Origin of the sequence: Plantactinospora sp. CA-290183 (assembly GCF_050936375.1) — a bacterium.
GTDB lineage: Bacteria > Actinomycetota > Actinomycetes > Mycobacteriales > Micromonosporaceae > Plantactinospora.
Map to the genome: position 1 here is coordinate 1 of NZ_JBNJMX010000033.1, position 24566 is coordinate 24566.

Below are 24566 nucleotides of genomic sequence, written 5' to 3' on the forward strand. Positions count from 1 at the left end.
GCCCAGCATCAACGCCGACCTCGTCCTCGACGTTCCGGTGTTGCCGGTGCCCGGTCAGACGGTGCTCGGTGCCGAGTTGCGCCGGCACGGCGGAGGGAAGGGGGCCAACCAGGCGGTGGCCGCCGCCCGGCTCGCGGACGGTGCCGATCCCCGGCCGAACGTCCGGATGGTCGGTCGGGTCGGCAACGACGACGACGGTCTGCGGCTGCGTGGCGAGCTGTCCGCAGCCGGTGTCGACGTCGGTGGCGTGCTGGTCGACCCGGCCGAGTCGACCGGTGTCGCCATGATCCTGGTCGACGGGCACGGCGAGAACCTGATCGCTGTCGCGCCGGGCGCCAACGCCGCCGTCGGCGCCGCGGACGTCGCCCGGGCGACGTCCGGTCTGGGCGCCGGCGACGTGGTGGTGTGCCAGTTGGAGGTGCCCATGGCGGCGATCCGCTCACTTGTGACGACCGCGGCCGGCAGGGGCGCCCGGGTGGTGTGCAACGCCGCGCCGGCCCACCCGATCGAGCCCGGGACGTTGGGCGAACTGTCGGCGTTGGTGGTCAACGAGAACGAGGCGCGGCTGGTCCTGGGCATGACGGTCACCGACCCCGGTACCGCCGCGGACGCGGCCGCCACGGCCGGCTGCGCGGTGGTCGTCACCCTCGGTGCCGACGGCGCCGTCTGGGCCGACCGGCAAGGCAACGCCGGACACCTCGCCGCGCCGGTCGTCCGGGCCGTCGACACCGTCGGTGCCGGCGACGCCTTCGTGGGCGCGTTCGCCGTCTGGCTGTCTGCCGGGGCCGAACTGGCCAGGCCGTGGCCCTCGGCATGGCAGCCAGCTCGCTCATGATCACCGTCCCGGCGCGCGCCACCGAACTACCCGATTTCCTCGCCCGGCAACTCGCCGGGCCGCCCGGCTCCCCGTCCGTGGGAGCGCCGGCCGTCGCCCCACCCGGCGCCTCGGGCTGATCCCGACCATCTTGTCCGCACACATTCCGAGGAGCATCCCTCATGTCGCACCTCTCTCGCCGCCATCTGCTGGCCGGGCTCGCCGGCGTCGGTGCCCTGGCCGTGGCCGGCTGCGGAAATGGCGGATCCACCGGCACCGGTGGCGCCAAGAACATCACCCTCTACAACGACATCCCGCTGTGGAAGGACGGCTTCATCAAGGCCGGCGAGACGTTGCGCGGCGTCTCCGGCTACGGCCTCGAGCCGCTGTCGGTGCCGACAACGACCGAGTACCAGCAGGTCATCCTCTCCTCGTTGCAGACCCCGAAGACCGCTGACGTGGTCAAGTGGTGGTCCGGATACCGGTTGCACAGCCTGGCCCGCACCGGTGGGCTCACCGACCTCACCCAGGTGTGGGACGAACTGACCGGTAAGAACTGGATCGACCCGGAGCTCAGGAAGGACTACTCGTACCAGGACAAGCCCTGCGCGCTGCCGCTGAGCCAGAGCTACTGGGTGATCTTCTACAGCAAGAGCCTGTTCGAGAAGGCCGGAATCAAGGCACCGACCTCCTGGGCCGAGTTCGAGTCCAACGCCGCCGCGCTGAAGAGGGCCGGCGTTACTCCGCTCTACACCTCACAGGCCGACGGCTGGACCCCGTTCATCCCGTTCGCCGAACTGGTCGCGAAGATCGACCCCGGGTACTACCAGCGACTCACCGCCGGCGAGGCGTCCTACACCGACCCGATCGCCAGGCAGGCGTTGGACATCTGGCGCGGCTGGATCGAGCGGGACTGGGTCAGCAGCGCCGACCTCAAACTCGACGACGCGCCGGCGCAGATGAAGGCGGGCAAGCTGGCGATGATCCCGGCCGGCACCTGGCACGGCACCGCGTTCAAGAAGACCGGGATGGTGCCGGGCACCGACTACGGCGCGTTCATCATGCCCACCGTCAACGCCGGCACGGCCTCCGTCTTCATCGAGGGTGGCGCGTGGACCGTCCCCAGCAACGGTGGCAACAAGGAGGCGGCGGTCAAGGTGGTGACCGCCTGGCTCGACCCCGCGGTGCAGAAGACCTGGACCGACTTCCTCGGCGACGCGTCGGCGAACCCGACGGTCGTCTCGACCGACCCGGTGCTCAAGGGCATCCAGGACACCATCGCGTCGACCCGGCCCACGCTGCTCACCCGCTACTGGGAGGCCAGCCCGCCGCCGCTCGTCGAAGGCAACGTGCAGGACCTGGCCAGGTTCATGCTGGATCCGAAGCAGGCCACCAGCGTGCTGACCAGCATGCAGAAGCGGGCCGAGACCGAGTGGGCGACCTGGAACAAGGCGGGCGGATGAGCGTCCTGGCCGGGCGGCCTGGGATGCGCCCGCCCATCAAGCAGGTGGACGCGGCGGCGCGGCGGTCCGCCCGGACAACGACGACCGGCAGGCGCCAACGGCCTTTTTGCTTCCCGCGGTCGCCGTGGTGGCCCTCGTGCTCCTCCTGCCCCTGGCCGCAACCGTCTACCGCAGTTTCCACAGTGACGACGTCGACCCCGCCTTCACCGGGTTCGCCAACTACACCCGAATGCTCAGTCAGCCGGAGATCACCCGGTCGCTGGTCAACACGCTGGTGTGGGTGGTCGGCTCCCTGCTCCTGCCGGTACTGCTCGGGCTGGCGATCGCGGTCATGACCAACGCCGTACGGTGGGGCCGGATCGCCCGGCTGGCGGTGGTCCTGCCCTACGCGATCTCCGGATCGGCCGTGGCCATCGTCGGCAACCTCCTACTGCGCAGCGACGGCGCGGTCAACCAGATGCTCGCCGCCGTCGGGCTGGAAGCGTTGGCTCGGGACTGGCTGCTGTCCTGGCCGGCGAACACCGTGAGCACCATCGCGATCAGCACCTGGCAGAGCACCGGCGTCGCGGTGATCCTGTTTCTGGTCGGCCTGCAGACCATCCCACCGGAAACGGTGGAGGCCGCGGCGCTCGACGGGGCGGCCGGCTGGCGTCGGTTGCGCCACATCATCCTGCCCCAACTACGACCGGTGACCGCGGTCGTCGTCGGCATCACGCTGGCCAACGCGCTCAAGACCTTCGACCTGATCTGGGTGCTGACCCAGGGCGGGCCGGCCCGCTCGTCGGAGACCCTCGCGGTCAGCATGTACCGGGAGAGCTTCCTGTTGCAGCGCCCCGGCGGCGGCGCGGCCATCGCCGTGGTCCTCGCCGTGGTGGTCGTCGCGGCGTCCTGGGTCTATCTCCGCGGTCAGCTGGCGACCGACAACGGAACCCCTCGTACCCGGAGGCCGCGATGACCGGTCGGATCCTGCGCAACACCGCCATCATCGTCCTGGCGATGCTCTGGTTGTTGCCCACCTACCTGATGGTGGTCAACTCGATGACCTCGATGTCGCAGTACGAGGGCAGCCCCACGTTGTGGCCACGCGGTTTCGCCTTCTTCGACAACATGGCCGCCGCGTGGAGTGCCGGCGACCTCTCCATCTCGGTGCTCAACAGCCTCGGCTACGCCACCGTGTGTGCCGCCGCGGCGGTCGTGGTCGCCACGATGGCCGGCTTCGCCCTGGTGGTCATGCCGGTACGCCGACCCGCCCTGTGGTTCTGGCTGATCTATTCGGGCACCCTGCTACCGCTCCAGGTCTTCGTCCGGCCGCTGTTCGCCGCGTCGGCGGAGACCGGGCTCTACGACACGCACCTCGGACTGGGCATCGTGTATGTGGCCATCTGCGTACCGTTCGCGTTCTTCGTGGTCCGCAACTACCTGACCACCCTGCCTGCCGAGGTGACCGAGGCGGGGCGGTTGGACGGCGCCTCCTGGTGGCGCCTGTTCCGCAGCATCCACCTGCCGTTGAGCCGACCCGCGATGGGCGCCGCGTTCATCTTCCAGTTCGTCTGGGTCTGGAACGAACTGTTCTTCGGAATCACCCTCACCTTCAGCCCGCAGGTACGGCCGGTCATGGCGGCACTCGCCGGACTACAGGGCAGTCAGACCACCGTCGGGCCACCGGTGGTGCTGGCCGGTGCCCTGGCGGTGTCGCTGCCCGGCTGAGCGCTACCTTCTTCGCCTTCAACGCCTCGCCGTATCGGCGCGCAACGTCTGACCGAGCCGCACCGCGAAGGACCGCCATGACCACTCGGGCTCTCGTCCGACACAATGCCTTCGACTACGACCGGGTACGCGCCACCTTGCGGGAGCGCGTCGTCGCCGACCGGGTCGACGTCGGTGGCCACCCGGTACGGGTCACACCCGAGCCGCTGTTCCAACACGCGACCGGCGGGGGCCTGCTGCAGTCGGTGCGAATCGACATCGACGGGCCGACCCCGGCCGAGCCGCACCGGGTCACGGCCCACACCGAGGGCGGCTCCGCGCTCCCGGTCCGGCTGCTGCCGCTGACCGGCGGGGTACGGGTGCTGGTCCCCGCCGTCGACGCGGCCACCACCGTACTGCTGCGGTTTCCGGACCTGGCCCCGGACGACGCGATCGCGGTCGCGCTGGAACCGCAGCGGCGGTGGACGATCCACCTCGTGCACCACTCACACCTGGACATCGGCTACACCGACCCCCAGGGGACGGTGCTCCAGGAACACCGCTCGTACCTCGACTCGTGTCTCGACCTGATCGACGAGACCGACGACTGGCCGGACGCCGCGCGGTTCCGCTGGGCGGTGGAGTCGCTGTGGTCGTTCGACCAGTGGTCCCGGGGACGTCCGCCGGCCAGGGTGGCGGAGTTCGTCCGGCGGGTCCGGGAGGGGCGCATCGAGCTGACCGCGATGCCGTTCAACCTGCACACCGAGACCTGTTCCACCGACGAGCTGCACGAGCTGCTGCGGCTCGCCGGCGACGTGCGGGCCGAGCACGGAGTGCGGATCACCACCGCCATGCAGACCGACGTACCGGGCGCGGTGGCCGGTCTGGTCGACGTCCTGGACCAGGCCGGCGTGCGCTACCTGTCGGTGGCGCACAACTGGGCCGGCCGGTCGGTTGCGCGCACCCTGACCGGTGGTCCGGGCGCGCCGCGAACTGTTCGCGCTGGCGGAGCTCCAGGAAGGCGGGAGACCCGGCCTGCTGGTCTACCGGTGACGGACACCCCGCACGGGATGGCCTACATGGAGGGCCCGATGCTCGGGTTCGACCGCTCCTACGAGCTGGTCGACGAACACCTGCCGGCCTATCTGACCTCGCTCGCCACGAACCCGTACCCGTACGACGGGTCGTTGTTCGGCTTCGCCGCCGCCGACGTACCGCTGGACCGCGAGCCCTATCCGTGGGATGTGCTGCACATGCGGGTGCAGGGACGGTTCGCCGACAACGCCCCGCCCCGGCGGATCATGTCCGAGACCGTACGCCGGTGGAACGAGACGTGGGCCCACCCGACCCTGCGGCTGTCCCGCAACGAGGACTTCTTCGTCGAGGCCGAGGGCCGGTTCGGTGACCGGGTGCCCACCTTCGAGGGCGACTGGAACGACTGGTGGGCCGAGGGTGTCGGCTCCGGTGCCCGTCCACTGCAACTGGTCCGACGGGCGCAGGGCGTGGTGGCCGACGCCCAGACGGTGAGCAGCCTGGCCGGTACGCTCGGCTCGGCCGAGGCCGCCGGTGACACGGCGCAGGCGCGCCAGGTGTACCTGTCGGCGGCGCTCTTCGACGAGCACACCTGGGGTGCGTCCGACCCGTGGACCCATGGCGACGACCACCACCACTCGGGTGACCAGCAGTGGCACTGGAAGTACGGCACCGCCCTGAGTGCCCATGACGGCGCGTACGGTCTGCTCGGGCAGGCCACCGCCCGGTTCGGACACGGGATGGGCACCGGACCCGGGGCGCTCGCCTCGATGCACGTCGTCAACACCTGTAGCTGGCCACGGACCGACGTGTTCACCGGCTTCCTGCCGGAGAGCCGGGTACCACTCGACCGGGCGGTCGCCGTCGTGGACGCCCGGACCGGCCGGACCCTGCCGTTCGACGAGATTCCACAGCGCAACCCCGACCACCGCGAGGCCGGCCGGTTCCTGCGGTTGGTGCTCGACGCGGTCCCGCCACTGGGCACGGTCCGACTGGACATCGTCGACGCCGCAGGCGCTGCCGCCGCCGTGGGCGCCCCGACGGGCGACACGTCCGGCACCGACCCGGTACTGGAGAACGAACACCTGCGGGTCCGGGTGGACCTGGCGACCGCGTCGATTTTTTCCATCGTGGACAAGTCGACCGGCCGCGAGCTCGTCAACGTAGCGGCGGACTTCGGCTTCAACTCCTACATCTACGACCGCTACGCCTCGGCCGGGGGCCTCAACCACCAGTCCTCCCGGCTGGAGGACGACCACCGGCTGCGGTTGCTCGGAGACCGGTCGGTCGCCCGCCCCGCGGCGCTGATCAGTAACGAACGCGGGGCGACCGGGTCCCGGCTGGTCTACGAGAGCGGCGCCGCCGGCGTGGACTGGATCCGCACCACCCTGACCCTGCCGGCCGGGGTGGCCCGGCTCGACATCGAGAACCGGCTCGCCAAACCGGCCACCATGAGCAAGGAGAGCGCCTTCTTCGCCTTCCCGTTCGCACTGACGGACCCCGTCGTACGGGTCGAGGCGACCGGTGGGGTGGTCGGCACCGGCATCCCGGCGGTCCCCGGTGGGGCCGCGCACATGCGTGCCATCCGACGCTGGGTGAGCCTGCACCAGGACGGTTTCGGGGTCGCCTGGTCAACCCAGGACGCGCCGTTGATCCAGCTGGCGGAGATCGCCGTCCCCTACCCGCCCTTTCCGCCGAGTACGCCGCATCACGAGCCGGCAACCGTCTACTCGTGGCTGCACAACAACATCTGGGACGCCTTGGCACCGGCCAGCAGGGGCTTCGAGGGCGACCTTCACGCTGCTGGCGTGGCCACCGGCCGGGCGATCAGCGCCAGGCCGGCGCCTGCCGTGCTGCGGGCGTGCGGACCGCCGCTGGCGCGCCAGCCGACGCCGCTGCATGCCGTGCGCGCCGCGGCCCGTCGGCGGCCGTGGCCGGCGGAAGGCACCTGCTCCAGGCGAGGTCGTAGGCTGGACCTCGACGACCACCGGGTACGGGTCGTCGGGTTGACCACCCCGGCGCCGGGCCAGGTCCTCGTCCGCCTCCAATCGGTCGCGGACCAGGAGGTGCCGGTGACCCTCCGACCGCACTGGCCGATCGGGTCAGCCCGCCGGGCAACCTTCCTCGGCGCCCCGGCCGATTCCCTCGACATCACCGCAGGAGGTGTCACCGTCACCGTCGCTCGGCACGGAACCATCGGGGTGCTGCTGCAAGCCTGATGCCGGTTCCGCCAGGTCACCTTTTTTGATCGTCCCAGCCGCGGACTCCTCGGTCGCCCGGCCAGGTCGCCCGGCCCGGTTCCGGACGGCGGTGACCCGGAGCCCGGGTCAGGGCGCGGCCGGTGGGGCGGGCGGCGGCAGGAACCATCCGCGCGCCAGCGCGCCGAGCGCGAGCAGGGCGTTGCCGATCCACGGCGGTACGTCCGATCCGCCGGGCAGCCGTTTCGCCAATCGCCGGGAGGTTCCAGGCGGCCAGCCGCACGGGCGCGGCGAGTCTGGCCGGGTACCGGGCACCGCCTCAATCCGGTTGTCCGCGATGCGCCTCGGCCAGCGTACGGGCGATGTGCGCCTCCTGGTCGTGGTGCAGGGTCGTGCCGATACGGACATGCGATCTCCCGTCGCCGTGGACGACGAATGGCACCCCGGAGGCGATGCCGATGCCGTCACCGGCCAACGCCCGGATCGCGGTCCCGGCATTGCGGACGTGTACCCAGACGGACAGCCCCGCGACGCCGGTGGGCGCCAGACCGTGGTCGCGCAGAGCCCGGATCATCCGGTGCCGGCGCTGACGGTAGCGGGCCCGGGCCAGTCGGATCGTCTCCTGTGCCTGCGGGTCGGTGAGCATCTGTGCGAGTGCCCGCTGGGTCAGCACCGACGGCCAACTGCCGGTGGACCTCTGCCGGGCTCGTACCCGGGCCACCACCCGCCCGACCCCGGCCAGCGCCCCGACCCGAAGCTGGGGTCCGTGCGACTTGTTCCAGCTACGGACGAGAAGGGTCTGCCCCGGCAGGAACTCGCCGAGTGAGACCTCCGGAGTCGGGGCGAGTTCGTGGGCGGTGTCCTGTTCCACGATCACGATGTCGCTCCCGGCGAGCATCGGCACGAGGGCGCGGGCCCGCCGACGGGTGAGTGCGTGGCCGTGTGGGCTGGCCATCCGTGACTGGATGAGCAGCATCCTGGGGTGGCTGGCCAGCGCCGGTTCGAGTGCCTCGGGCAGCGGTCCCTCGTCGTCGCACCTGATCGGCATCGCCTGCGCGCGGTGGTCCTCGACGATGTCGAGCAGTGACGCGCCGGCGACCTCTTCGACGAGTACCCGGTCGTGCGGTTGCAGGACGACGTCGGCGATCCGGTGGACCGCGTCGTGGGCGCCGCTGGTGACGGTGAAGTCCTCGGCCTCGAACGGCCACGTCGCGCGCAGCAGGGCCGCCAGGTGCACGTCCACGGTGTCCTCGGGGTAGCTCCGCCAGTGCGTACCGGTGACGGCCGCCGCCATCGGGCCGGCCAGGTCCGGCAACAGTGCCGGGTCCGGAAAAGCCGTGGAGAGGTCCAGTCGAACCGGCACCGGAAACGGGAGGCTGGCGTAGCGGCGGCCCGCCAGCCTTCCGGGCCCGCGTACGAAGCTGCCGTGCCGCCGGTCGCAGTGGATCAACCCCCGCTGTCGCAGTTGGGCCCAGGCGGAGGCGATCGTCGTGGGGCCGACGTGCAGGGCCGCGGCCAGTGCCCGCACGGTCGGCAGGTGCAGCCCCTGGACGAGTTCGCCGGAGTAGATCAGTTCACCGAGCCGGTCGGCGATCCCCCGGGCGGACTGGTCGGTGAGCATCAATGCGAGTGCGCGGGCGTGCAGGCGTTCGGGCCGTCGCGCCGGTACCGCGTCGGCAACGCCGTGTTGCTGATCGGCCGTCCGTGACTGGAGCACCTCAGCGATCCGCGGCCGCCTGTACCACAGCGCGGCCCGCTCCCGGGGCAACCATGTTGAGGCGTTCTTGAGCTTCCGGAGCCGGGACAAGAGCGAACAAACGCGAACAGCGCCATGATCGTGGACCAGCACACCCGCCGCTACGGTTCAGCCACTGGTCGTATCGGCGGCGCACGGCGCTCAGTCGTAGGTCCCGCCATGCTCGAGACTCGTCCATGACCTGGTGGCACGCCGGCGCCTGTGTGGCCCTGGTAGCCCTGGTCGCATCCACTGCGGTTGCACCGAGCGCCACCGCCGGCGCCGCGCAGTCCGTCGCGGCGGCTCGTGCTGTGGACATCCTCACCCCGGAGCAGCATTTCGGCTTCAAGATGGGCACCGAAGGAAAATTGGCCGCCTATCCCGACGTGCTCACGTACATGAAGCTGATCGCGGAACGGTCCGACCGCGTCGACTACGAGACCATCGGGTCGACGACGATGGGCAACGAGTACGCGACGGTCATCATCAGTTCGCCGGCGAACCTCCGCCGCCTGGACCGGCTGGTCGAGATCAATCAGAAACTCTCCGACCCGCGAAACACGACTCCCGAGGAGGCACGGAAGCTCGCCGAGGAAGGGGTGCCTTTCTATCACCTCGAGGCGACCATCCACTCCAGCGAGGTGGGCAACGGACAGGCGATCAACGACATCGTCCACCGCCTCGCCACTGAGGACTCGGACTTCACCAAGAATGTGCTGAACAACTCCGTCATCGTCCTCGTGCCGTCGCAGAACCCGGACGGACAGCACCTCATCATCGACCATTTCAACCGGACCGCCGGCACGGAATACGCGCGGACCTACCCGGACCTTTACCACAAGTACACCGGTCACGACGACAACCGGGACTGGACGATGTTCACCCAGGTGGAGGCACAGTACCGGCTTGCCCTGGAGAAGAAGTACCGCCCGGCGATCGTGCACATCATGCACCAGAAGGGCAACACGGGCAGCCGGATCTTCGTCCCGCCCTACGGCGGCATCACCAGCGAGAACGTGCCGGCGAACATGAGCTCCTCGGTCTCCGCGATCGGTCAGCACGCCGCGCGGGAACTCGCCGCCGCCGGCAAGACCGGCGTCGGCAGCCTCGACTACCACATCTTCTGGACCCTCGAACAGCCCGTCGGATACTTCCCGTTCACCGGTTCCGGTGTCTACCTCACCGAGATCGCCTCCGTGACGGACTACGCGTACCCGCAGGTCTCCCAGGACGGCCGGCCGCTGGGCCCGCAGCAGGCCCGCATGAACCTGATCGAGCCCTACCGCTCCAACACCTGGACCCTGGCCGACATCGTCGACTACGCGAAGATCGCCACCTATGCCGGCATGGAATACACCGCCGACAACGGCGGGAAGCTGCTCTACGACAATCTGTACGCCGTGCCGTACGAGTACATGACCCAGGGTGTGCCGTCGGGCACCTTCGCGTTCGTCGTCGACGCCAAGCAACGTGACCCGTACGCCACCTTCGAGATGCTCCAGCGTCTGGAGTGGACGCAGGTGGAAATCGATCGCGCGACGTCGGAGTTCGTGGCCGGTGGAAAGCGTTACGGGGCCGGCTCGTACGTCATCAAGATGCACCAGCCGCGCGGCAACTGGGCGCACCAGGTCCTTGGCGTCGACACGTACCCCGAGGTCCGGGACTGCGCCGACTGCCCGGCGCTGCTGCCCTACGCGGAGGCGACCACCAGCCTGCCGCTGCAACTGGGTGTCGACGTCGCCGAGATCCGCAGCCCGTTCCAGGCGAACCTGGAGCGGGTGGCCTCGGTCAAGGTGCCCCCGGTGACGATGCCGACCGCGCCCGGGGACAAGGGCGCCTACCTGGTCCGCCCCGAGTCCTACGGGACGGTCCAGATCGTCTCGGCGCTGCAGAACGCCAACATTCCGACGTTCCGCAGCGCCAAGAGCTTCACCGGGGAGGGCGTCAGCTACCCCGCCGGTACCTACGTCGTGCCGGCCACCCCGCAGGCCCGCAACGTCCTGGCGACCGCCGCGGCCAAGGTCGGCCTCCAGGTCACCGCAGTCAGCCGGGCCCCCCGCACCCCGGGGGTACAGCTCAAGCCACAGACCAAGGTCGGCCTCCTGCGCGGCGTCGGAAACATGCCCGGCGGCTGGGACATGTGGCAGTTCGACCAGTACGGCATCAACTACGACGTCGTGTCCGCCCAGGACTTCCAGCGGAAGTCGCTCAACGAGCTGTACGACACGATCGTCATCTCGCACGGCGTGTCCCGGGAGGACATCGTCGAGGGCCTGGACCCGAAGGAGTACGGCGAGGAGTACTCCTGGGCCTACGGGGTCGGCGACAAGGGCTGGCGCAAGTTGCAGCAGTTCGTCCGCAACGGCGGCACGCTGCTGGCCATCGGTGACTCGGTGGAGACCAGCCAGGAACTGCTCAACCTGCCGATGAAGCCGGCACTGCCCGACGACGAAGACCAGTTCACCACCGGCGGAAGCCTGCTGCACCAGGAGTTCGACCCGAACAACCCGGTCGCCTGGGGCATGCCGGAGTCCTGGCCGGTATGGCTGTACGACACCCAGGCCTGGGAGCTGACCGGCGACTCAGGGCAGGTGGTATCGAACTACCCGGCCGAAGGCGATGTGCTCGCCAGCGGCTATCTGCGCGGCGCGGAGCACATCCGGGGCGCCGTCAACATCGCGTCCTTCACCGTCGGTAAGGGCCAGGTCGTGACGTACGGCAGCGAGATCACCTTCCGTACGCTGACGCGGTCACAGTTCAACCTGCTGTACAACGCGATCTACCACGGCCCGGCCGCCGCGGTGGACGCGGACGCGGTCCAGCACCTGCGTCCGCAGTTCGGCCCCGACGGGGCGCCCGCTCAGCGGTAGCGCAGCGGGTACGTCGCCGAGTTCGGGTGGCCGCCGTCCAGGTGGCCACCCGAACTGCTGGGTGACACGTCCGAGCAGAACATGCCGGGGCGCGCGGTCATCGATGTTCGTCCTCGCTCGGCCGGCCGGCCCCCAACCCCTGGCGGGGTCAGACCTGGGCGAGGGTGTGCGGCACCTCGCCCAGTAGTTCCCGGGCCAGATAGCCGAGCCGCCCGTACCGGGGGACCAGCCGCTGCCCGCTCATCGCGTGGACCCAGGCGGACCAGCAGGCGGCCTGGGCCGGCTCGGCGCCCCGGGACAGCAGGCCGGCCAGGACACCGGCCAGCACGTCGCCGCTGCCCGAGGTGCCGAGGCCGGTGTCGCCGCTCTCCTCCCGCCACATCTGGCCGTCCGGGGTGGCGATGTGTCCGTGCAGCGACACCACGCAGTCGTACCGGCGGGCCACCGCCAGCGCCTCGGCGTTCACGTCCGGGCCGGGTGTCCGGCCGAGCAGGTGTCCGGCCTCGGTCAGGTTGGGGGTGAGCACCGCCGGGAGGTTCCGCCCGGCGAGCAGTTCCGGCTCGTGGCTCAGTGCTCCGAGGGCGTAGGCGTCGACCACCAGCGCTGTCTCCGGGCCGGCGACCCCGAGGAGCGCGCGCAGCAGGGCGCGAGTTTCCTCGATGTCGTTGAGCCCCGGTCCGACGACGATCACGCGCGCCTCGCTGGCCAGTTCGGCCAGCCGGTCGCTCACCCGGCCGGCGACCGCCCCGTCGCTGGTCTCGGCGAGGCCGATGACCAGCGCCTCCGGTACCTCGATGCTGAGCACCGCGGCGGTGGACTCGGCGACGGCCAGTTGCAGCACTCCGGCACCGGCGCGCAGCGCGGCGATCCCGGCGAGCAGCACCGCGCCGGGGGTGAACCGGGAGCCGCCCACCACCAGCACCGTGCCGCGGGCGTCCTTGCCGCCCTGCGGGACCGGCAGCGCCCAGTCGCGCAACAGACCGGGGGTGATCACCTTCGGTTCAGACCGGTTCGGCACGGACCTCGTCCTCCTCGGTCGGCGGGGTGCTCTGTCGCTCCAGGTGGGCGACGTCGTTGAAGGTGTCGAGCCGAAGTTTTCCATGGCCGTCGTCGGCCCATCCGGTGATCGAGCAGTTCGCCACCGCCGCGGACCGGGTCACCTCCATGAGGCCGGCCTCGTCCAGCCCTTCCACGAGGTAGCGCAGCAGCAGGACCACCGCCTCGTGTCCGAACAGGATGACCCGGCGGCCGGCGTGGTCACGGCGCAGGTCACCCAGCAGGCTGCGCAGCCGCAGGGTCACGTCGGCCCACGACTCGCCCCCGGGCGGCCGGTAGTAGAACTTGCCCAACCGGCGCCGGCGGGCCACCTCGTCCGGATAGCGGGCGTGCGCACCGTGGCTGGTCAACAGGTCCAGGATGCCCAGCTCCCGGTCCCGCAACCGCTCGTCGTAGCTGACCGGCACACCGGTGCCGGCCAGCGCCAGCTCCGCGGTCTGCGCGGTCCGTCGGTACGGCGAGACGACCGCCACCTCGGGTCGGGCCCGCTCGGGCAGGCCGGCCAGCCACCGTCCGGTCGCCTCGGCCTGTTCCCGGCCGAGCGGCGACAGGGGTACGTCCGCGTCCCGGTCGGTGACGTCGATCAGCTCGATGCCGGACGCCTCGGCCCGGGAGGCGGCGACGTTGCCGACGCTCTCCCCGTGCCGGACGACCCACAGGTGGTCCAGTTCCGCCATGCGGTCTCCCTACCCCGGCGCGGTTGCCGGTAACCGGGAGCCGGACGCGGTTGACCGGCACCGGGGCACTCCGGCGCGGGACCGGCGGACCGTCCACGTCGCCGCGCTGACCGGCCGTTACGCCGAGGGTCGCGGTTTGTGCCGGGCGGACCGGGGGTAGCGGTGTTCCCGACCGTCGTCGATCCGGACCGGCGGCGGGGGAGAGGTGTCGGGGGCGCGGGATGCCGGTGTTGGACGGGCGGTACCGCCTCGATCAGCGGATCGGGGCAGGGGGCATGTCGGAGGTCTGGCAGGCCCACGACGAGGTGCTCGACCGGCCGGTCGCGGTCAAGGTCATCACCCTGCCGTACGCCGACGCGGCGGCCGGTCGGGCGATCGTGGAGCAGGCCCGGACGGAGGCCCGCGCCGCGGCCCGGCTGGCTCATCCCAACATCGCCAGCGTGCACGACTTCGGCCTGGCGCCCCTGCCGGACGGCCGGCCGGCGCCGTACATCGTCATGGAACTCGTGGAGGGTGAGACGCTGGCCGTGCATCTGCGGTCCGGGGCGCTGGACTGGCGGATCGCGGTCCGGGTCTGCGCGGAGGCGGGCGCCGCGCTGGCCGCGGCCCACCAGGGCGGCATCGTGCACCGGGACGTCAAGCCGGCCAACATCGTGCTCACCCCGGCCGGGGTGAAGGTTCTCGATTTCGGCATCGCGGCACTGATCGGCGAACGTGACCTGGCAGCCGGGGGCGAGGTGGTGGGCACACCGGCGTTCGTCGCCCCGGAGCGGCTCGACGGGGTCCGCGCCAGCCCGGCCACCGACGTGTACGCCGTCGGCGTGGTGCTCTATCTCAGCCTGGCGGGGCGGCTGCCGTGGCCGGTACGCACGGAACCTGATCGGCCGTTGTCCCACGTCTACCGGCCACCGGAGCCGCTGCCGCCGGTCGCCGGCCTGCCCGCCGACGTGGCCGAGCTGTGCCTGGGTTGCCTGAGCGCCGATCCGGCCGACCGGCCGACGAGTGTCGCCATGGCGCTGTTGCTGGCCGAGGCGGTGGAGGCGCAGGTGTACGTCCCGGTCGGCGTCCTGCCGCCGTCCTCCCGTCCGCCTGTCATGGCGCCCCGACAGCCGGTGTCGGTGGATGATCCGGTGCTGGACGAGGTGACCCGGGCGGCGGCCGTCGAGCCGTTCTCGCCGCCGCCATACCTCGACGGACGCGGTCCGGCTGGCGAGGTGGCGGGTCCGGCGTCGCCCGTGCCGGCTTCGGCGCCGTCGGATCCGCGGGTCGCGCGCCCCGGGCGGCACCGCGCCTGACCCCGCCGGCCGGGCGCACTGAGCCTTGCGCAACGCGGCTCTCCGGGAGGCGGTCGGCGGCAAGGTCGTGGTCGACGTCGGGTAACGGGCCCCGGGATCCTTCACAGTCGGGCACGCAGTGTTCAGACTGCGATGACCGATCCCGACCGGAAGGGCATGCCATGACCATCGACGCCGCCGAGCGCGACCGCCGGGCCGAGCAGTTCGCCGCGCTGCACGAGGAGGGCACCTTCGTCATCCCCAACCCGTGGGACGCGGGCACGGCCCGGCTGTTTGCCAAGATGGGCTTCGCGGCTCTGGCCACCACCAGCGCCGGCCTGGCGTTCGGCCTCGGCCGTGCCGACGGCGCCAGCCTCGTCACCCGGGACGAGACGTTGGCCAACGTGCGGGCGATTGCCGCCGCCACGACCCTGCCGGTGACGGCCGACCTGGAGGACGGCTTCGGCCCGACGCCCGACGACGTCGCCGAGACGATCCGGCGGGCCGCGGACGCCGGCGCGGTGGGCGGGTCGATCGAGGACGCCACCGGCAACCCCGCCGAGCCGATCCTGCCGCTGGACGAGGCGGTGCGCCGGGTCCGCGCCGCCGTCACGGCCGCCCGCGAACTGCCGTTCCGGTTCACGCTCACCGCCCGCGCGGAGAACTTCCTGTACGGCCGGCCCGACCTGGACGACACGCTCGCGCGCCTGCGGGCGTACCAGGAGGCCGGTGCGGACGTGCTCTACGCGCCCGGCCTGCCCGGCGTGGACGCCGTGGCAACCGTGTGCGGCGCCGTCTCCCGGCCGGTCAACGTCCTGGCCGGCAGCTCCCCCGGGGTCACCGTCGGGCAACTGGCCGAGGCGGGCGCCCGGCGGATCAGCCTGGGATCCTCGCTGGCCCGGGTGGCGCTCAGCGCGACCCGGGACGCCGCCCGCGAACTGCGCGAGCACGGCACGTTCGGCTTCGCCGCCGGGCTCGCCACCTACGCGGAGGTCAACACGTTGCTTGCCGGAGATGGTGCGACATCATGACGGTTCACCTCGACGCGACCCCTACGACCCACTCCGTTCGGCTCCGGCGTACTCCGGGAAGGCGCGTCAGCGCTTCATGCCGTGCTCGATGGCCTCGATGATCCGTGGCCGCAGCTCGGCGGCGCTGATGATCGCGTCCACCGAGCCGACCTCGACCGCGCGCTGGATGCTGTGCACCCGGTCGAACTCCGCGGCGACCTCGCCGAGCTTCTCCGCCCGGACGGCGGACTGCACCTCGGCGAGCTGGGCGTTCAGCGCCGCCCGCTCGGCGCCGCTGGCCGCCGAGACCCGCGTCTGCAGCTCGGTGACCCGCGGGTCGGTCGCGGTGCGGTTGTTCACCTCGCCGGAGAAGACGACGGCCGCCGCCGGGGCGCCGCCGAGCACCGAGGCGAACGAGCCCTCCAGCGCCAGCACGGTCATGTTCGGGTTGAGGGCCTTGGAGAACACCACGAACGCGCCACCGTGGTAGCGGGAGATCACACAGAACACGATCGGGCCGTCGAAGTTGACGATCGCCCGGCCGATCTCGGCGCCGTACTCCAGCTGGAGCTTGCGCATCGACTCCGGTGAGCCGTCGAACCCGGAGAGGTTCGCCAGCACGACCAAGGGCCGGTTGCCGGACGCCGAGTTGATGGCCCGCGCGGTCTTCTTCGACGACCGCGGGAACAGCGTGCCCGCGGTGTAGGTGTCCGGCCCGTCGGTGGGCGGGAAGCCGCGCCGCGGCACCGACCGGGACTCGATGCCGATCAGGCAGACCGGCCAACCGCCGATGTGTACGTCCTGCACCGCTGACGTCTCCGCGTCAGCCATGCCTGCCCAGCGCTCCAGCACCGGGTGGTCCTGGTCGGACAGCGCGCGCATCACCGTGCGGATGTCGAACGGCTTCTTGCGGTCCGGGTTGTGCTCGGCGGAGAAGATCTGGCCGACGGCGGCGAACTCGCTGCCGACGATCGCGTGCGGAAACTCGGAGACGTCGCGGTCGACCGGGTCGTTCGTGGCCGCCTTTCGCGGCGCCGTCTCGCCGGGCACTACGTAGGTGTGGTCGTAGTGCGCCATCAGTACGTCGCGGGCGGCCGGCAGGTTGGGTGCCCAGTACTGGGCCTGGCCGTTCGGCCCCATCACGCGGTCGTAGCCGCCGATGCCGAAGTTGTCCTCGGCCGACACGCCGCCGGAGAAGTCCAGCGACTGCTTGCCGGTGAGCACCATCGCCGAGTCCGGCGTCATCACCAGGATGCCCTTGGTGTGCATGAGCATCGTCGCTTCGGCGTTCCAGTACGGCTGGGCGCCGACGGTGATACCGGCGACCACGATGTTGATCTCTCCGCCGTCCTGGGTGAACGTGACGATCCGCTTGAGGGCGGCCGCGACCCAGTCCATGTTCTCGGTGCCCGAGGTCATCGAGATCCGCGCGCCGGCCGACAGCGCGAACCACTCCAGCGGAACCCGCATCCGCTCGGCCAGGTCGAGGGCGGCGATCACCCGCGAGCACTCCGGTTCCGACAGCGCGCCCAGCGCCTTCGTCGGGTCGCCGAGCAGGACCACCCGGGTCACGCCTTCGGGATGCCGCTCGGTCGGGGTCGTGACGACGCCCGCCACGATCGCCGCGGAGTTCTTCCCCTTCGGCCGCTCCACCGGCACGAGCGCACCGTTCTCGTCGAGGTCGTGCTCGACGAAGCTGCCCTCCGGCCCGGCGAGCAGGCCGGTCAGCTCGTACGGGTAGACGTTGCCGCGCCTGGCCGCGCGCAGCACCTTCTGGCGGTAGTCGTCCAGCGGCTGTAGCGGCTCCGTCGACGGCTCGCCGACGTGCAGACGCGCCCCGTGGCCCGGATCGAGGGTGATCCGCACGGCGACCTCGGTCAGCTCGCCGCCGGCGGTGCGCTGGCGGGCCACGAACTGGACCTCCTCCAGCCCGGCGCCCGCCGTGGTCGGCAGGATGCGCTGGACCAGCGCGTTCAGCTCGTCGGTGGAGAGTTCGGTCGCCGGCCAGACGTACATCATGATCCGGTTGGTGTCGAACCGCTTGTTCTGGGGACGCTGCGCCTGGATGTTGCGGATGGCGTCCAGCCCCGCGGTGATCGCGTCCTCCACCGTGGGCAGCGCGACCAGCCTGCCGTCGGCGTCGCGCAGCGGCGTCAGGTCCCGGACCTGGCCCATCGCGACGAGTCGCTCGTCGGCCGGGTTGCTCTTCGCCACGGCCTTGAACAGATAGATCTCCTCGTCGGCCGAGGGCAGCCGGGTGAGGTCGAACTCGCGCAGCCGCTGCAACTGCAGCCGCTGCGCGATCTGCGGGTGCAGGCCGCGGATCAGCCGGTCCTCGGCGAAGCCCGCGCCGTCGGGCCGGAAGGTGAAGTGGTGGTGCATGACCGCCCCGCTGGTGCCGGCGACGGTGGTGGTGATCCGGCGGACGTCAGCGGGCAGCGGGTGCTCGGCGAGGGCCTGTCCGAGCCGCACCGCCATCGCGTCGGCGTCCGGCTGGCCCCGCCACGTGAGGTAGAGGTCGGCGACCAGCCCGCGCTCGGCGACGCCGGCGGCGAGCGCGCCGACCGCGCCGATGGCGTCGGGCAGGGCGGCGATGTCGATGGCGGTGGTGACCACGCGCGTCTCGCCGCCCGAGCCGGTGTACGCGGCGGTGACGAACCGGCAGCCCGCGACCTCCCGGGCGGTGACCTCGGACAGCCTGCGGTTGCCGTAGTAGCGGCGGGTCAGCACCTCCAGCAGCGGAGCGTGGTCCCGACCGGGCCGCCCGATCTGCTGACCGATCAGCCGGACCAGCGGTTCGGCGCTGGCGACCATGGCCTGGATCCGCTCCGCACGGTCCGGCGCGTCCGGGTTGCGGTCCAGGTAGCGCAGCTCGTCGCGCACGGCGGCGTAGACCCTGGCGCGGTCGCGGCGCAGCAGCGGCTGGGCGAACCAGCGGAACACCACACCGCGGGCCAGGTCCGACACGGCGGGGAAACGCACCTGCGTGGCCTCGACCAGGTGCTCCAGGGTGAGCCCGGCACGCTCGCTCAGCGACTCCAGCGGCGGCACCCCGGCCAGCCACTGCCGCAGCAGTTCCGACACGACCGCGACGTTGGTCGACATCCGCTGCTGCGCCAGGAAGATCCGGAAGACCGCGGCCTCCAACTCCGGGGTACGGTCCAGCTCGGCGATGCCATAGTGCCCGAGTACCTGCTTCAGCTTGACCTGGAACCCCTCGGTGACGCCCGCGCGTTCGACATCGAGGCTCTGCAGATAGCTGTGGAAGTACTCGCGCGGGCTGTGCACGGGGCTGCCCGGCTCGACGTCGAGTTCACCGCCCGGCTTGTTGCGGCTCAGCTCGGACAGGTCGGCGAACACCGTCAGCAGGTCGACCTCACCCGGCAGCGGCCGGCCACCCAGTTCGGCCCGGCCCGCCACGTACCCGGACAGCAGGCGCTCGCGGTCCTGCGGGTCGACGTCGAAGCCCAGCAGGCGGGCTGCGCGAGAGTCCGCGGCTGGCGAGCCGCTCGATCTCGACGCGCGCTCGACCGCGACTCAGGTCTCGCCGGGCGCCCTCGTCGGCGGCGAGGGCTCCAGGCGCATCAGCGGCGCGCCCGTCTCGACCTGGCTGCCCACCGACACCGGGCACTCGCGTACCCGGGCGCGGAACGGCGCGCGCAGCACCGTCTCCATCTTCATGCTCTCCAGCACCAGGATCGGCGCGCCCGAGTCGACCTCGTCTCCGACAGACAGCGGCGTCGCCACGACCAGCGCGGGCGCGGGCGAGCGGACCACCCCACCCTCGTCGCGGCTGATCCGGTGGGTGGCGCCGTCGACCTCGATCAGGTGGATCGGGCCGTGCGTGGCCGACACCAGCCGGAAGCGGTGCCCGTTGACCACGACCTGGCCGGTGTGCGCGTCGAACCGGTCGACCTCGACGTCCGCCAGGTGCACGTCACCGCCGCCGGAAACGCCGACGCGGAAGCGCTTCTGGCCGACACGGACGACGCTCACGCGGTAGCCGACGCCGCGGAGCTTGAGATCCAGCGGGCGACCGCTCTCGTGCTGCACCTGCGGGCGCCCGCCGTGCGCGGTGGAGAGCAGCCGCTGGCGGCTGACCTCCTCCTCGTCCTGGTACGCCTCGATGGCGGCGGCGACCAGGGCGATCGCGGAGTTGCGGTGGCTGATCAGGCCGCCTTCGGCGCGGACCCGGTCGATCCAGCCGGTGTCGGCGCTCGCGTCGACCACCTCGGGCTGGTCGAGCAGGTCGAGCACGAAGCTCTTGTTGGTGACGCCGCCCTCGATGATCACGGTGGTGTCGGCCATCGCGCGGCGCAGCCGGCCCAGCGCCTGCTCGCGGTCGCGGCCGTACGCGATGATCTTCGCGATCATGGAGTCGAAGTCGGCCGGGATGGTGTCGCCCTCGCTGACGCCGGTGTCCACCCGGATGCCGGGCCCGGTGGGCAGCACCAGCCGGGCGATGCGGCCGGGGGAGGGGGCGAAGTCGCGGTCGGGGTCCTCGGCGTTGAGCCGGGCCTCGACGGCGTGGCCGGACTCGACCGGCCTGGTGCCCTCCAGCTTCCCGCCGTTGGCCACGTGCAGCTGGAGCCGGACCAGGTCCGTACCGGTGGTGATCTCGGTGATCGGGTGCTCGACCTGGAGTCGGGTGTTGACCTCGAGGAAGGCGAACAGCCTGTCGCCGGGGTGGTAGAGGAACTCGACGGTGCAGGCACCGCGGTAGCCGACGGCCACGGCGAGCCGCTCGGCCGACACCTTCAGCTCCGCGGCCTGCTCCGGTGCCAGGACCGGGGAGGCGGACTCTTCGATGATCTTCTGGTTGCGCCGTTGCACCGAGCAGTCCCGGACCCCCAGCGCCCAGGCGGTGCCCTGCCCGTCGGCGATGACCTGGACCTCGACGTGCCGGGCACCGGTGACCAGGCGCTCCAGGAAGACCACGCCGGAGCCGAAGGCGCGCAAGGCCTCCTGGCTGGTGCGCTCGTAGGCGTCGGCCAGGTCCTCGCCCGAGGCGACCATGCGGATGCCGCGCCCGCCTCCGCCCGCGGTCGCCTTGAGCATCAGCGGGTAGCCGATCTCCTCGCCGGCGCGCAGCGCGTCGGCGAGGGTGGCGACCTCGCCGCGACTCCACGGTGCGACCGGGACTCCAACCTCCTCGGCGATCAGCTTCGCGCCGATCTTGTCGCCGAGCTTGCGCATCGCCTCGGCGCTGGGTCCGACGAAGGTGACACCGATCTTCTCGCACAACTCAGCGAACGCCGGGTCCTCGGCGACGAACCCCACCCGACCCATGCGGCGTCGGCCCGGGTCTCCGTCAGCGCCCGCTCCAGCACGGCGTGGTCGAGGTACGGGCGGGCCGAGGCGGGGCCCAGCGGGTAGGCGACATCCGCTTCGCGGACGAAGGTCGCGTTCCGGTCGGCGTCGGTGTAGAGGGCCACCGTCTCGATTCGCGTTCCGGTCTCCGCTGAAAGATCCCGGACAGCGTGGATGAGCCGCATCGCGGCCTCTCCACGATTGACGATGGCGACACGACTGAACACCGGCTGAGCCTCCCCTAGTACCCACGCGCAGAAGGCGACGTCCGGGTCTCGGATCGTCGCCTACACCTGTCTACACCCTGCTCGATTACCGCCGGGTACACCAATGGCCCGCATCGCGCATGCCGGAGCCGCTGCGTTGTCGGGACCCCACAAAGGCGGCCCGTCCCACGCGAGGTTCGCCACGGCACGCAACCGCACGATGCGGCGTGGGTGACTGGGCGAACGCCCGAGCATGGTAACCCGTGACCCGGGTGAGGTAGCCGACGGGATCAGCGGTGTCGGGCTCGCCGGGGACAGGTCGTTGCCGGTCGCGGATCGTCGCCGTACCGGCAGCCGGGGGTGTTTGTCGGTGGCGGCGCTGTCCGCACAGCGCCGCTACCGAAGCTCTCCGTCCTCAGCCCCTTTACCCGTGGTGACTGCGTGTCTCCGGGTTGGCGAAGGCCGCCCGCCGCGTGTCCTGGACGGGATCGGGTCCCGAGGAGGATTTCAGGTCAGCGCGCCGCGGGTGGGATGCTCTGCTCGTACTGGAAGACGTTGTGCGGGTCGTACTTCGCCTTGATCTTGCGCAGCCGGTCGAAGTTGGACCCCCAGTAGGCGGTCTCCCATTCCGCCATCCCGATGTTCGGCACGTTGACGTAGGCGCCGTCCACGTAGGGCCGTAGTGCCTGGCTGAACTCGGCGAGCCGCGCGGCTGCGGCTTCGCGTCCGCCGGTACGAAGCCGCAGCTCGGCGAGGTAGACCAGCACGGGAAGCCGCTGGACCGGCGGCGCGTCGGCATGCCGGGCGAGCCCGTTCTCCAGTACCCGGAGGCCGGCGGCCTCGTCGCCGTGTGAGTCCGCCTGGCGGGCGGCGGCGGCCAGCACCCGGGCCAGCCGGTCGGCCGAATCGGGTTGGTCGGGCGAGTCGGCGTCTGCGTCGCCGAGCCGACTGATCCGCAGCCAGTTGCCGCCCGGGTCCACGACGGTGAACCCGCGGCGCCGCCCTGCCGTTTGCGGGGCCGGGTCATCCGGGGGATCCCGGACGCCGGCACCTTGCCGAACGCGGCGCGCAGGCCGGCTGCGAACGCCGCGTGCAGTTCCCCGGTGTCCGACTCGACGCTGCCCTACACCCTGCAACGGGCGCTGGACCGCTTCGCGTTCGGTCTCGACCTCGTCCTCGACGCCATCCAGGCCCGGGTCGCGGCGCCGGTACCCGGGCTACCGGTTGACGCCCGCACCGCACCGGAGCACCGGCACTGACGCCAGACGCAGCGCACCCGACCGGCGCATCCCGGCGGGCCCGGACCGGCGGCCGACCGCCGCCGCTACCCCCACTCCCGGCGTACCGGAGGCTCCACCGGTTCCTCGTGCGCGGGATGCGTCTCCGCCGTCTCGACCAGCTCCGCCGGCACGATGCGGGCGGGCAGCTTGCCGAACCGGACGTGCCGCAGCTCCTCGAACTCCTCGTCGGTCAGCCGCTCGCTCCGCGCGCGATCCTCACCCATCGCCGACCTCCCTCGTCGGGTTCCATTGTCCCCGCCGTCGCAACCTCGACAAGGTGGCGACATGACGGCGTCCGTCCTGACCGGCGCGCCATCGGCCGTGTCAGCCCCGGTCGCGCGCTGGCTCCGTCGGCGCGGATCGGCCTGGCCGGCGGGCACGGTGCCATCCCGACCGCTCGTCCGGGCAGCGGTGAAAGGCACCGGCGTGACCCGCCCCGCCGACCGGTGGCCGGGTCAGCGCCGCGCGACGACGGGATGCGGCACCGCGCGGTACGCCGCGATCGCGATCGTCGCCAGCCATACCCAGTTCACCAGCACCGCCACCCAGATGAGCGCGACGCCGCTGGGCGACGCGGACAGCATCCCTCCGGCGACAAAGGCGACGATGATCACCACTCCGGCGAGCCTCGACCACAGCGCCCCGGAGGGCCGCCGTCGAAGCATCCAGGAGCCGGCGATGATCGCGGCGATGCCGAGGCTCACGAACCCGAGGCCACCAAACACAAGATGGAGCATTCCCTGCGCCGTGAACTCTCCACCTGCGGCACCGGGCGGGAAGTTCTCGGTCGCGTCCGGCGGGAACACGGCGCTCAACACGAGGCACGCACCGTACACACCCACCAGCGCCGCCGCTGTCCGCGACCATCCGGGAGTGCGGAACAGCCCGATCGCCGCCACGACCGTCATCAGGCCCGACAGCACAAGGTTCAGCCCCTGCAGCCACCCGAGGTCCCCCAGCAGCAGCAGGCTCAATGCGTCGCGTGCCACGCTGAAACCGGGTCGAGTGACCGCAAGGACGAGCCCGAAGACGAGATAAAATGGGCCGGCGACGACGCCCCATCCCAACATCGAGCGGGTTACCGCTGCGCCGCGATCAAAACCGGACGCGGCCTGGGGCATTGTCACAGGGGAGCTCCAACTCATTCTCGGGGTTCGTGTACGTGGTGATGCGAGTTGCCCGGGTGAATCCCGCACCGCCTGACGTCAGCCTGGTCACCGCCGGTACGCGGCCAGGAAGGTGCTCGCAGCGGCCTTGGCGATCTTGGCCCGTTCGGCCGGCTCCGGGGTCTGCCCGGGGTGGAACTGTGCCCGGTCCTGGGCGAGGCCCAGCGCGAGGTAGGAGAGCTGGGTCGCGGCGAGCCTCAGATCCGGGACCGCGAGGAGACCCTGGTCGACCCATCGTTGGAGCGCGGTTTCGATGAGTTCGAAGCCGCGGGCTGGTGCCTGCTGGTAGTAGTGGTCGGCTAGCTCGGGAAACCGCTCCGCCTCGCCGATGATCAACCGCCGAAGCGAGATCACGTGCGGTTGCAACACGGCGTCGAGGTACCGCCGCGCCAGCTGCTCCAGCACGTTACGCAGTTCCTCGGCGGTGCCGACGGGAGCATCGTCGACCACTGCGGTCAGCTCATTGAGGATGTGGTCGGAGTTGCGCGTCACGCCCCGGACGATCTCGTGGAACAGCCGTTCCTTGTCCTCGAAGTGTTTGTAGACCGTCTGTTTGGAGACCCGGGCGTCGGCAGCGACCTGATCCATGCTGGTGTTGCTGTAGCCGTTGCGCAAGAAGAGCGCCAGCGCGGCGTCGGTGATCTCGCGGCGTTTGCGCGTTGACCGTCCTTCGGTCGTCCCGGGCAGCTCCGACCCGCTGGTCCCCGGCGGTGTACTGGCCGTCATGACCCTCCCTTCAGATCTATCAATGAGTACTGGACGGTATAGTACTGGTTCAAGTACTGTACC

General features: G+C 71.2%; 17 protein-coding genes and 1 pseudogene. 9 read left to right on the forward strand and 9 right to left on the reverse strand.

Annotated features, from left to right (window positions below; all coding sequences use genetic code 11):
* From ACQEUR_RS23870 to ACQEUR_RS23890, 5 genes are all read left to right on the forward strand, one after another.
* The coding region (locus tag ACQEUR_RS23870; RefSeq protein ID WP_433035139.1) for a ribokinase at positions 1-835 on the forward strand (835 nt) is incomplete at its 5' end.
* Between the two features lie 161 nt (positions 836-996).
* The gene (locus tag ACQEUR_RS23875) at positions 997-2277 is read left to right on the forward strand and encodes an ABC transporter substrate-binding protein (protein WP_433035142.1); all 1281 of its coding nucleotides are present in this window, start codon (positions 997-999) and stop codon (positions 2275-2277) included.
* A 136-nt stretch (positions 2278-2413) separates the two neighbouring features.
* Positions 2414-3232 carry a carbohydrate ABC transporter permease gene (locus ACQEUR_RS23880; protein WP_433035145.1) on the forward strand — a complete coding sequence of 273 codons (819 nt, stop codon included), beginning with the start codon at positions 2414-2416 and terminating at the stop codon, positions 3230-3232.
* Positions 3229-3984: a carbohydrate ABC transporter permease gene (locus tag ACQEUR_RS23885; protein WP_433035148.1), complete on the forward strand. Its 756-nt coding sequence runs from the start codon at positions 3229-3231 to the stop codon at positions 3982-3984. Before ACQEUR_RS23880 ends, ACQEUR_RS23885 begins: the two co-directional genes overlap by 4 nt.
* Positions 3985-4061: 77 nt before the next feature.
* A complete protein-coding gene (locus ACQEUR_RS23890; protein ID WP_433035151.1) occupies positions 4062-7214 on the forward strand; it encodes a hypothetical protein in 3153 nt (1050 codons plus the stop codon).
* Positions 7215-7322: 108 nt separating this feature from the next.
* On the opposite strand, the gene ACQEUR_RS23895 is transcribed toward ACQEUR_RS23890, so the two are convergent.
* Together ACQEUR_RS23895 and ACQEUR_RS23900 are read right to left on the reverse strand one after the other, a co-directional pair.
* Complete coding sequence (locus ACQEUR_RS23895) at positions 7323-7445, reverse strand: hypothetical protein (RefSeq protein WP_433035154.1); 123 nt, start codon at positions 7443-7445, stop codon at positions 7323-7325.
* 67 nt (positions 7446-7512) lie between these two features.
* Entirely contained in the window at positions 7513-8910 is a 1398-nt protein-coding gene (locus ACQEUR_RS23900) for an aminotransferase class I/II-fold pyridoxal phosphate-dependent enzyme (RefSeq protein WP_433035157.1), read from the reverse strand.
* Positions 8911-9125: 215 nt separating this feature from the next.
* Here ACQEUR_RS23900 and ACQEUR_RS23905 point away from each other — a divergent pair, with 215 nt between their 5' ends.
* Positions 9126-11798 carry a M14 family zinc carboxypeptidase gene (locus ACQEUR_RS23905; protein WP_433035160.1) on the forward strand — a complete coding sequence of 891 codons (2673 nt, stop codon included), beginning with the start codon at positions 9126-9128 and terminating at the stop codon, positions 11796-11798.
* A 148-nt stretch (positions 11799-11946) separates the two neighbouring features.
* Here the strand turns inward: ACQEUR_RS23905 and ACQEUR_RS23910 are convergent, their stop codons facing one another.
* Entirely contained in the window at positions 11947-12816 is an 870-nt protein-coding gene (locus ACQEUR_RS23910; protein WP_433035163.1) for an NAD(P)H-hydrate dehydratase, read from the reverse strand.
* Positions 12800-13531 carry a histidine phosphatase family protein gene (locus tag ACQEUR_RS23915; protein ID WP_433035166.1) on the reverse strand — a complete coding sequence of 244 codons (732 nt, stop codon included), beginning with the start codon at positions 13529-13531 and terminating at the stop codon, positions 12800-12802. The genes ACQEUR_RS23910 and ACQEUR_RS23915 overlap by 17 nt, the downstream gene beginning before the upstream one ends.
* A gap of 221 nt (positions 13532-13752) precedes the next feature.
* On the opposite strand from ACQEUR_RS23915, the gene ACQEUR_RS23920 reads away from it, so the two are divergent.
* Complete coding sequence (locus ACQEUR_RS23920) at positions 13753-14826, forward strand: protein kinase domain-containing protein (protein ID WP_433035169.1); 1074 nt, start codon at positions 13753-13755, stop codon at positions 14824-14826.
* Positions 14827-14987: 161 nt separating this feature from the next.
* Positions 14988-15836, forward strand: a complete 849-nt coding sequence (locus ACQEUR_RS23925; RefSeq protein ID WP_433035172.1) for an isocitrate lyase/PEP mutase family protein — start codon at positions 14988-14990, stop codon at positions 15834-15836.
* 66 nt (positions 15837-15902) lie between these two features.
* Here ACQEUR_RS23925 and ACQEUR_RS23930 read toward each other — a convergent pair.
* Together ACQEUR_RS23930 and ACQEUR_RS23935 are read right to left on the reverse strand one after the other, a co-directional pair.
* A pseudogene (locus ACQEUR_RS23930) lies at positions 15903-21352 on the reverse strand (carboxyl transferase domain-containing protein).
* A gap of 491 nt (positions 21353-21843) precedes the next feature.
* The gene (locus ACQEUR_RS23935; RefSeq protein WP_433035175.1) at positions 21844-22311 is read right to left on the reverse strand and encodes a BBE domain-containing protein; all 468 of its coding nucleotides are present in this window, start codon (positions 22309-22311) and stop codon (positions 21844-21846) included.
* A gap of 123 nt (positions 22312-22434) precedes the next feature.
* On the opposite strand from ACQEUR_RS23935, the gene ACQEUR_RS23940 reads away from it, so the two are divergent.
* Positions 22435-22590: a hypothetical protein gene (locus ACQEUR_RS23940; protein WP_433035178.1), complete on the forward strand. Its 156-nt coding sequence runs from the start codon at positions 22435-22437 to the stop codon at positions 22588-22590.
* 65 nt (positions 22591-22655) lie between these two features.
* Here ACQEUR_RS23940 and ACQEUR_RS23945 read toward each other — a convergent pair whose 3' ends face one another.
* The 3 genes from ACQEUR_RS23945 to ACQEUR_RS23955 form a co-directional block, all read right to left on the reverse strand.
* The gene (locus ACQEUR_RS23945) at positions 22656-22835 is read right to left on the reverse strand and encodes a hypothetical protein (RefSeq protein ID WP_433035181.1); all 180 of its coding nucleotides are present in this window, start codon (positions 22833-22835) and stop codon (positions 22656-22658) included.
* 231 nt (positions 22836-23066) lie between these two features.
* The gene (locus tag ACQEUR_RS23950) at positions 23067-23732 is read right to left on the reverse strand and encodes a DUF998 domain-containing protein (RefSeq protein ID WP_433035183.1); all 666 of its coding nucleotides are present in this window, start codon (positions 23730-23732) and stop codon (positions 23067-23069) included.
* A gap of 93 nt (positions 23733-23825) precedes the next feature.
* Positions 23826-24503: a TetR/AcrR family transcriptional regulator gene (locus ACQEUR_RS23955; protein ID WP_433035186.1), complete on the reverse strand. Its 678-nt coding sequence runs from the start codon at positions 24501-24503 to the stop codon at positions 23826-23828.
* Between the last annotated feature and the right edge of the window lie 63 nt (positions 24504-24566).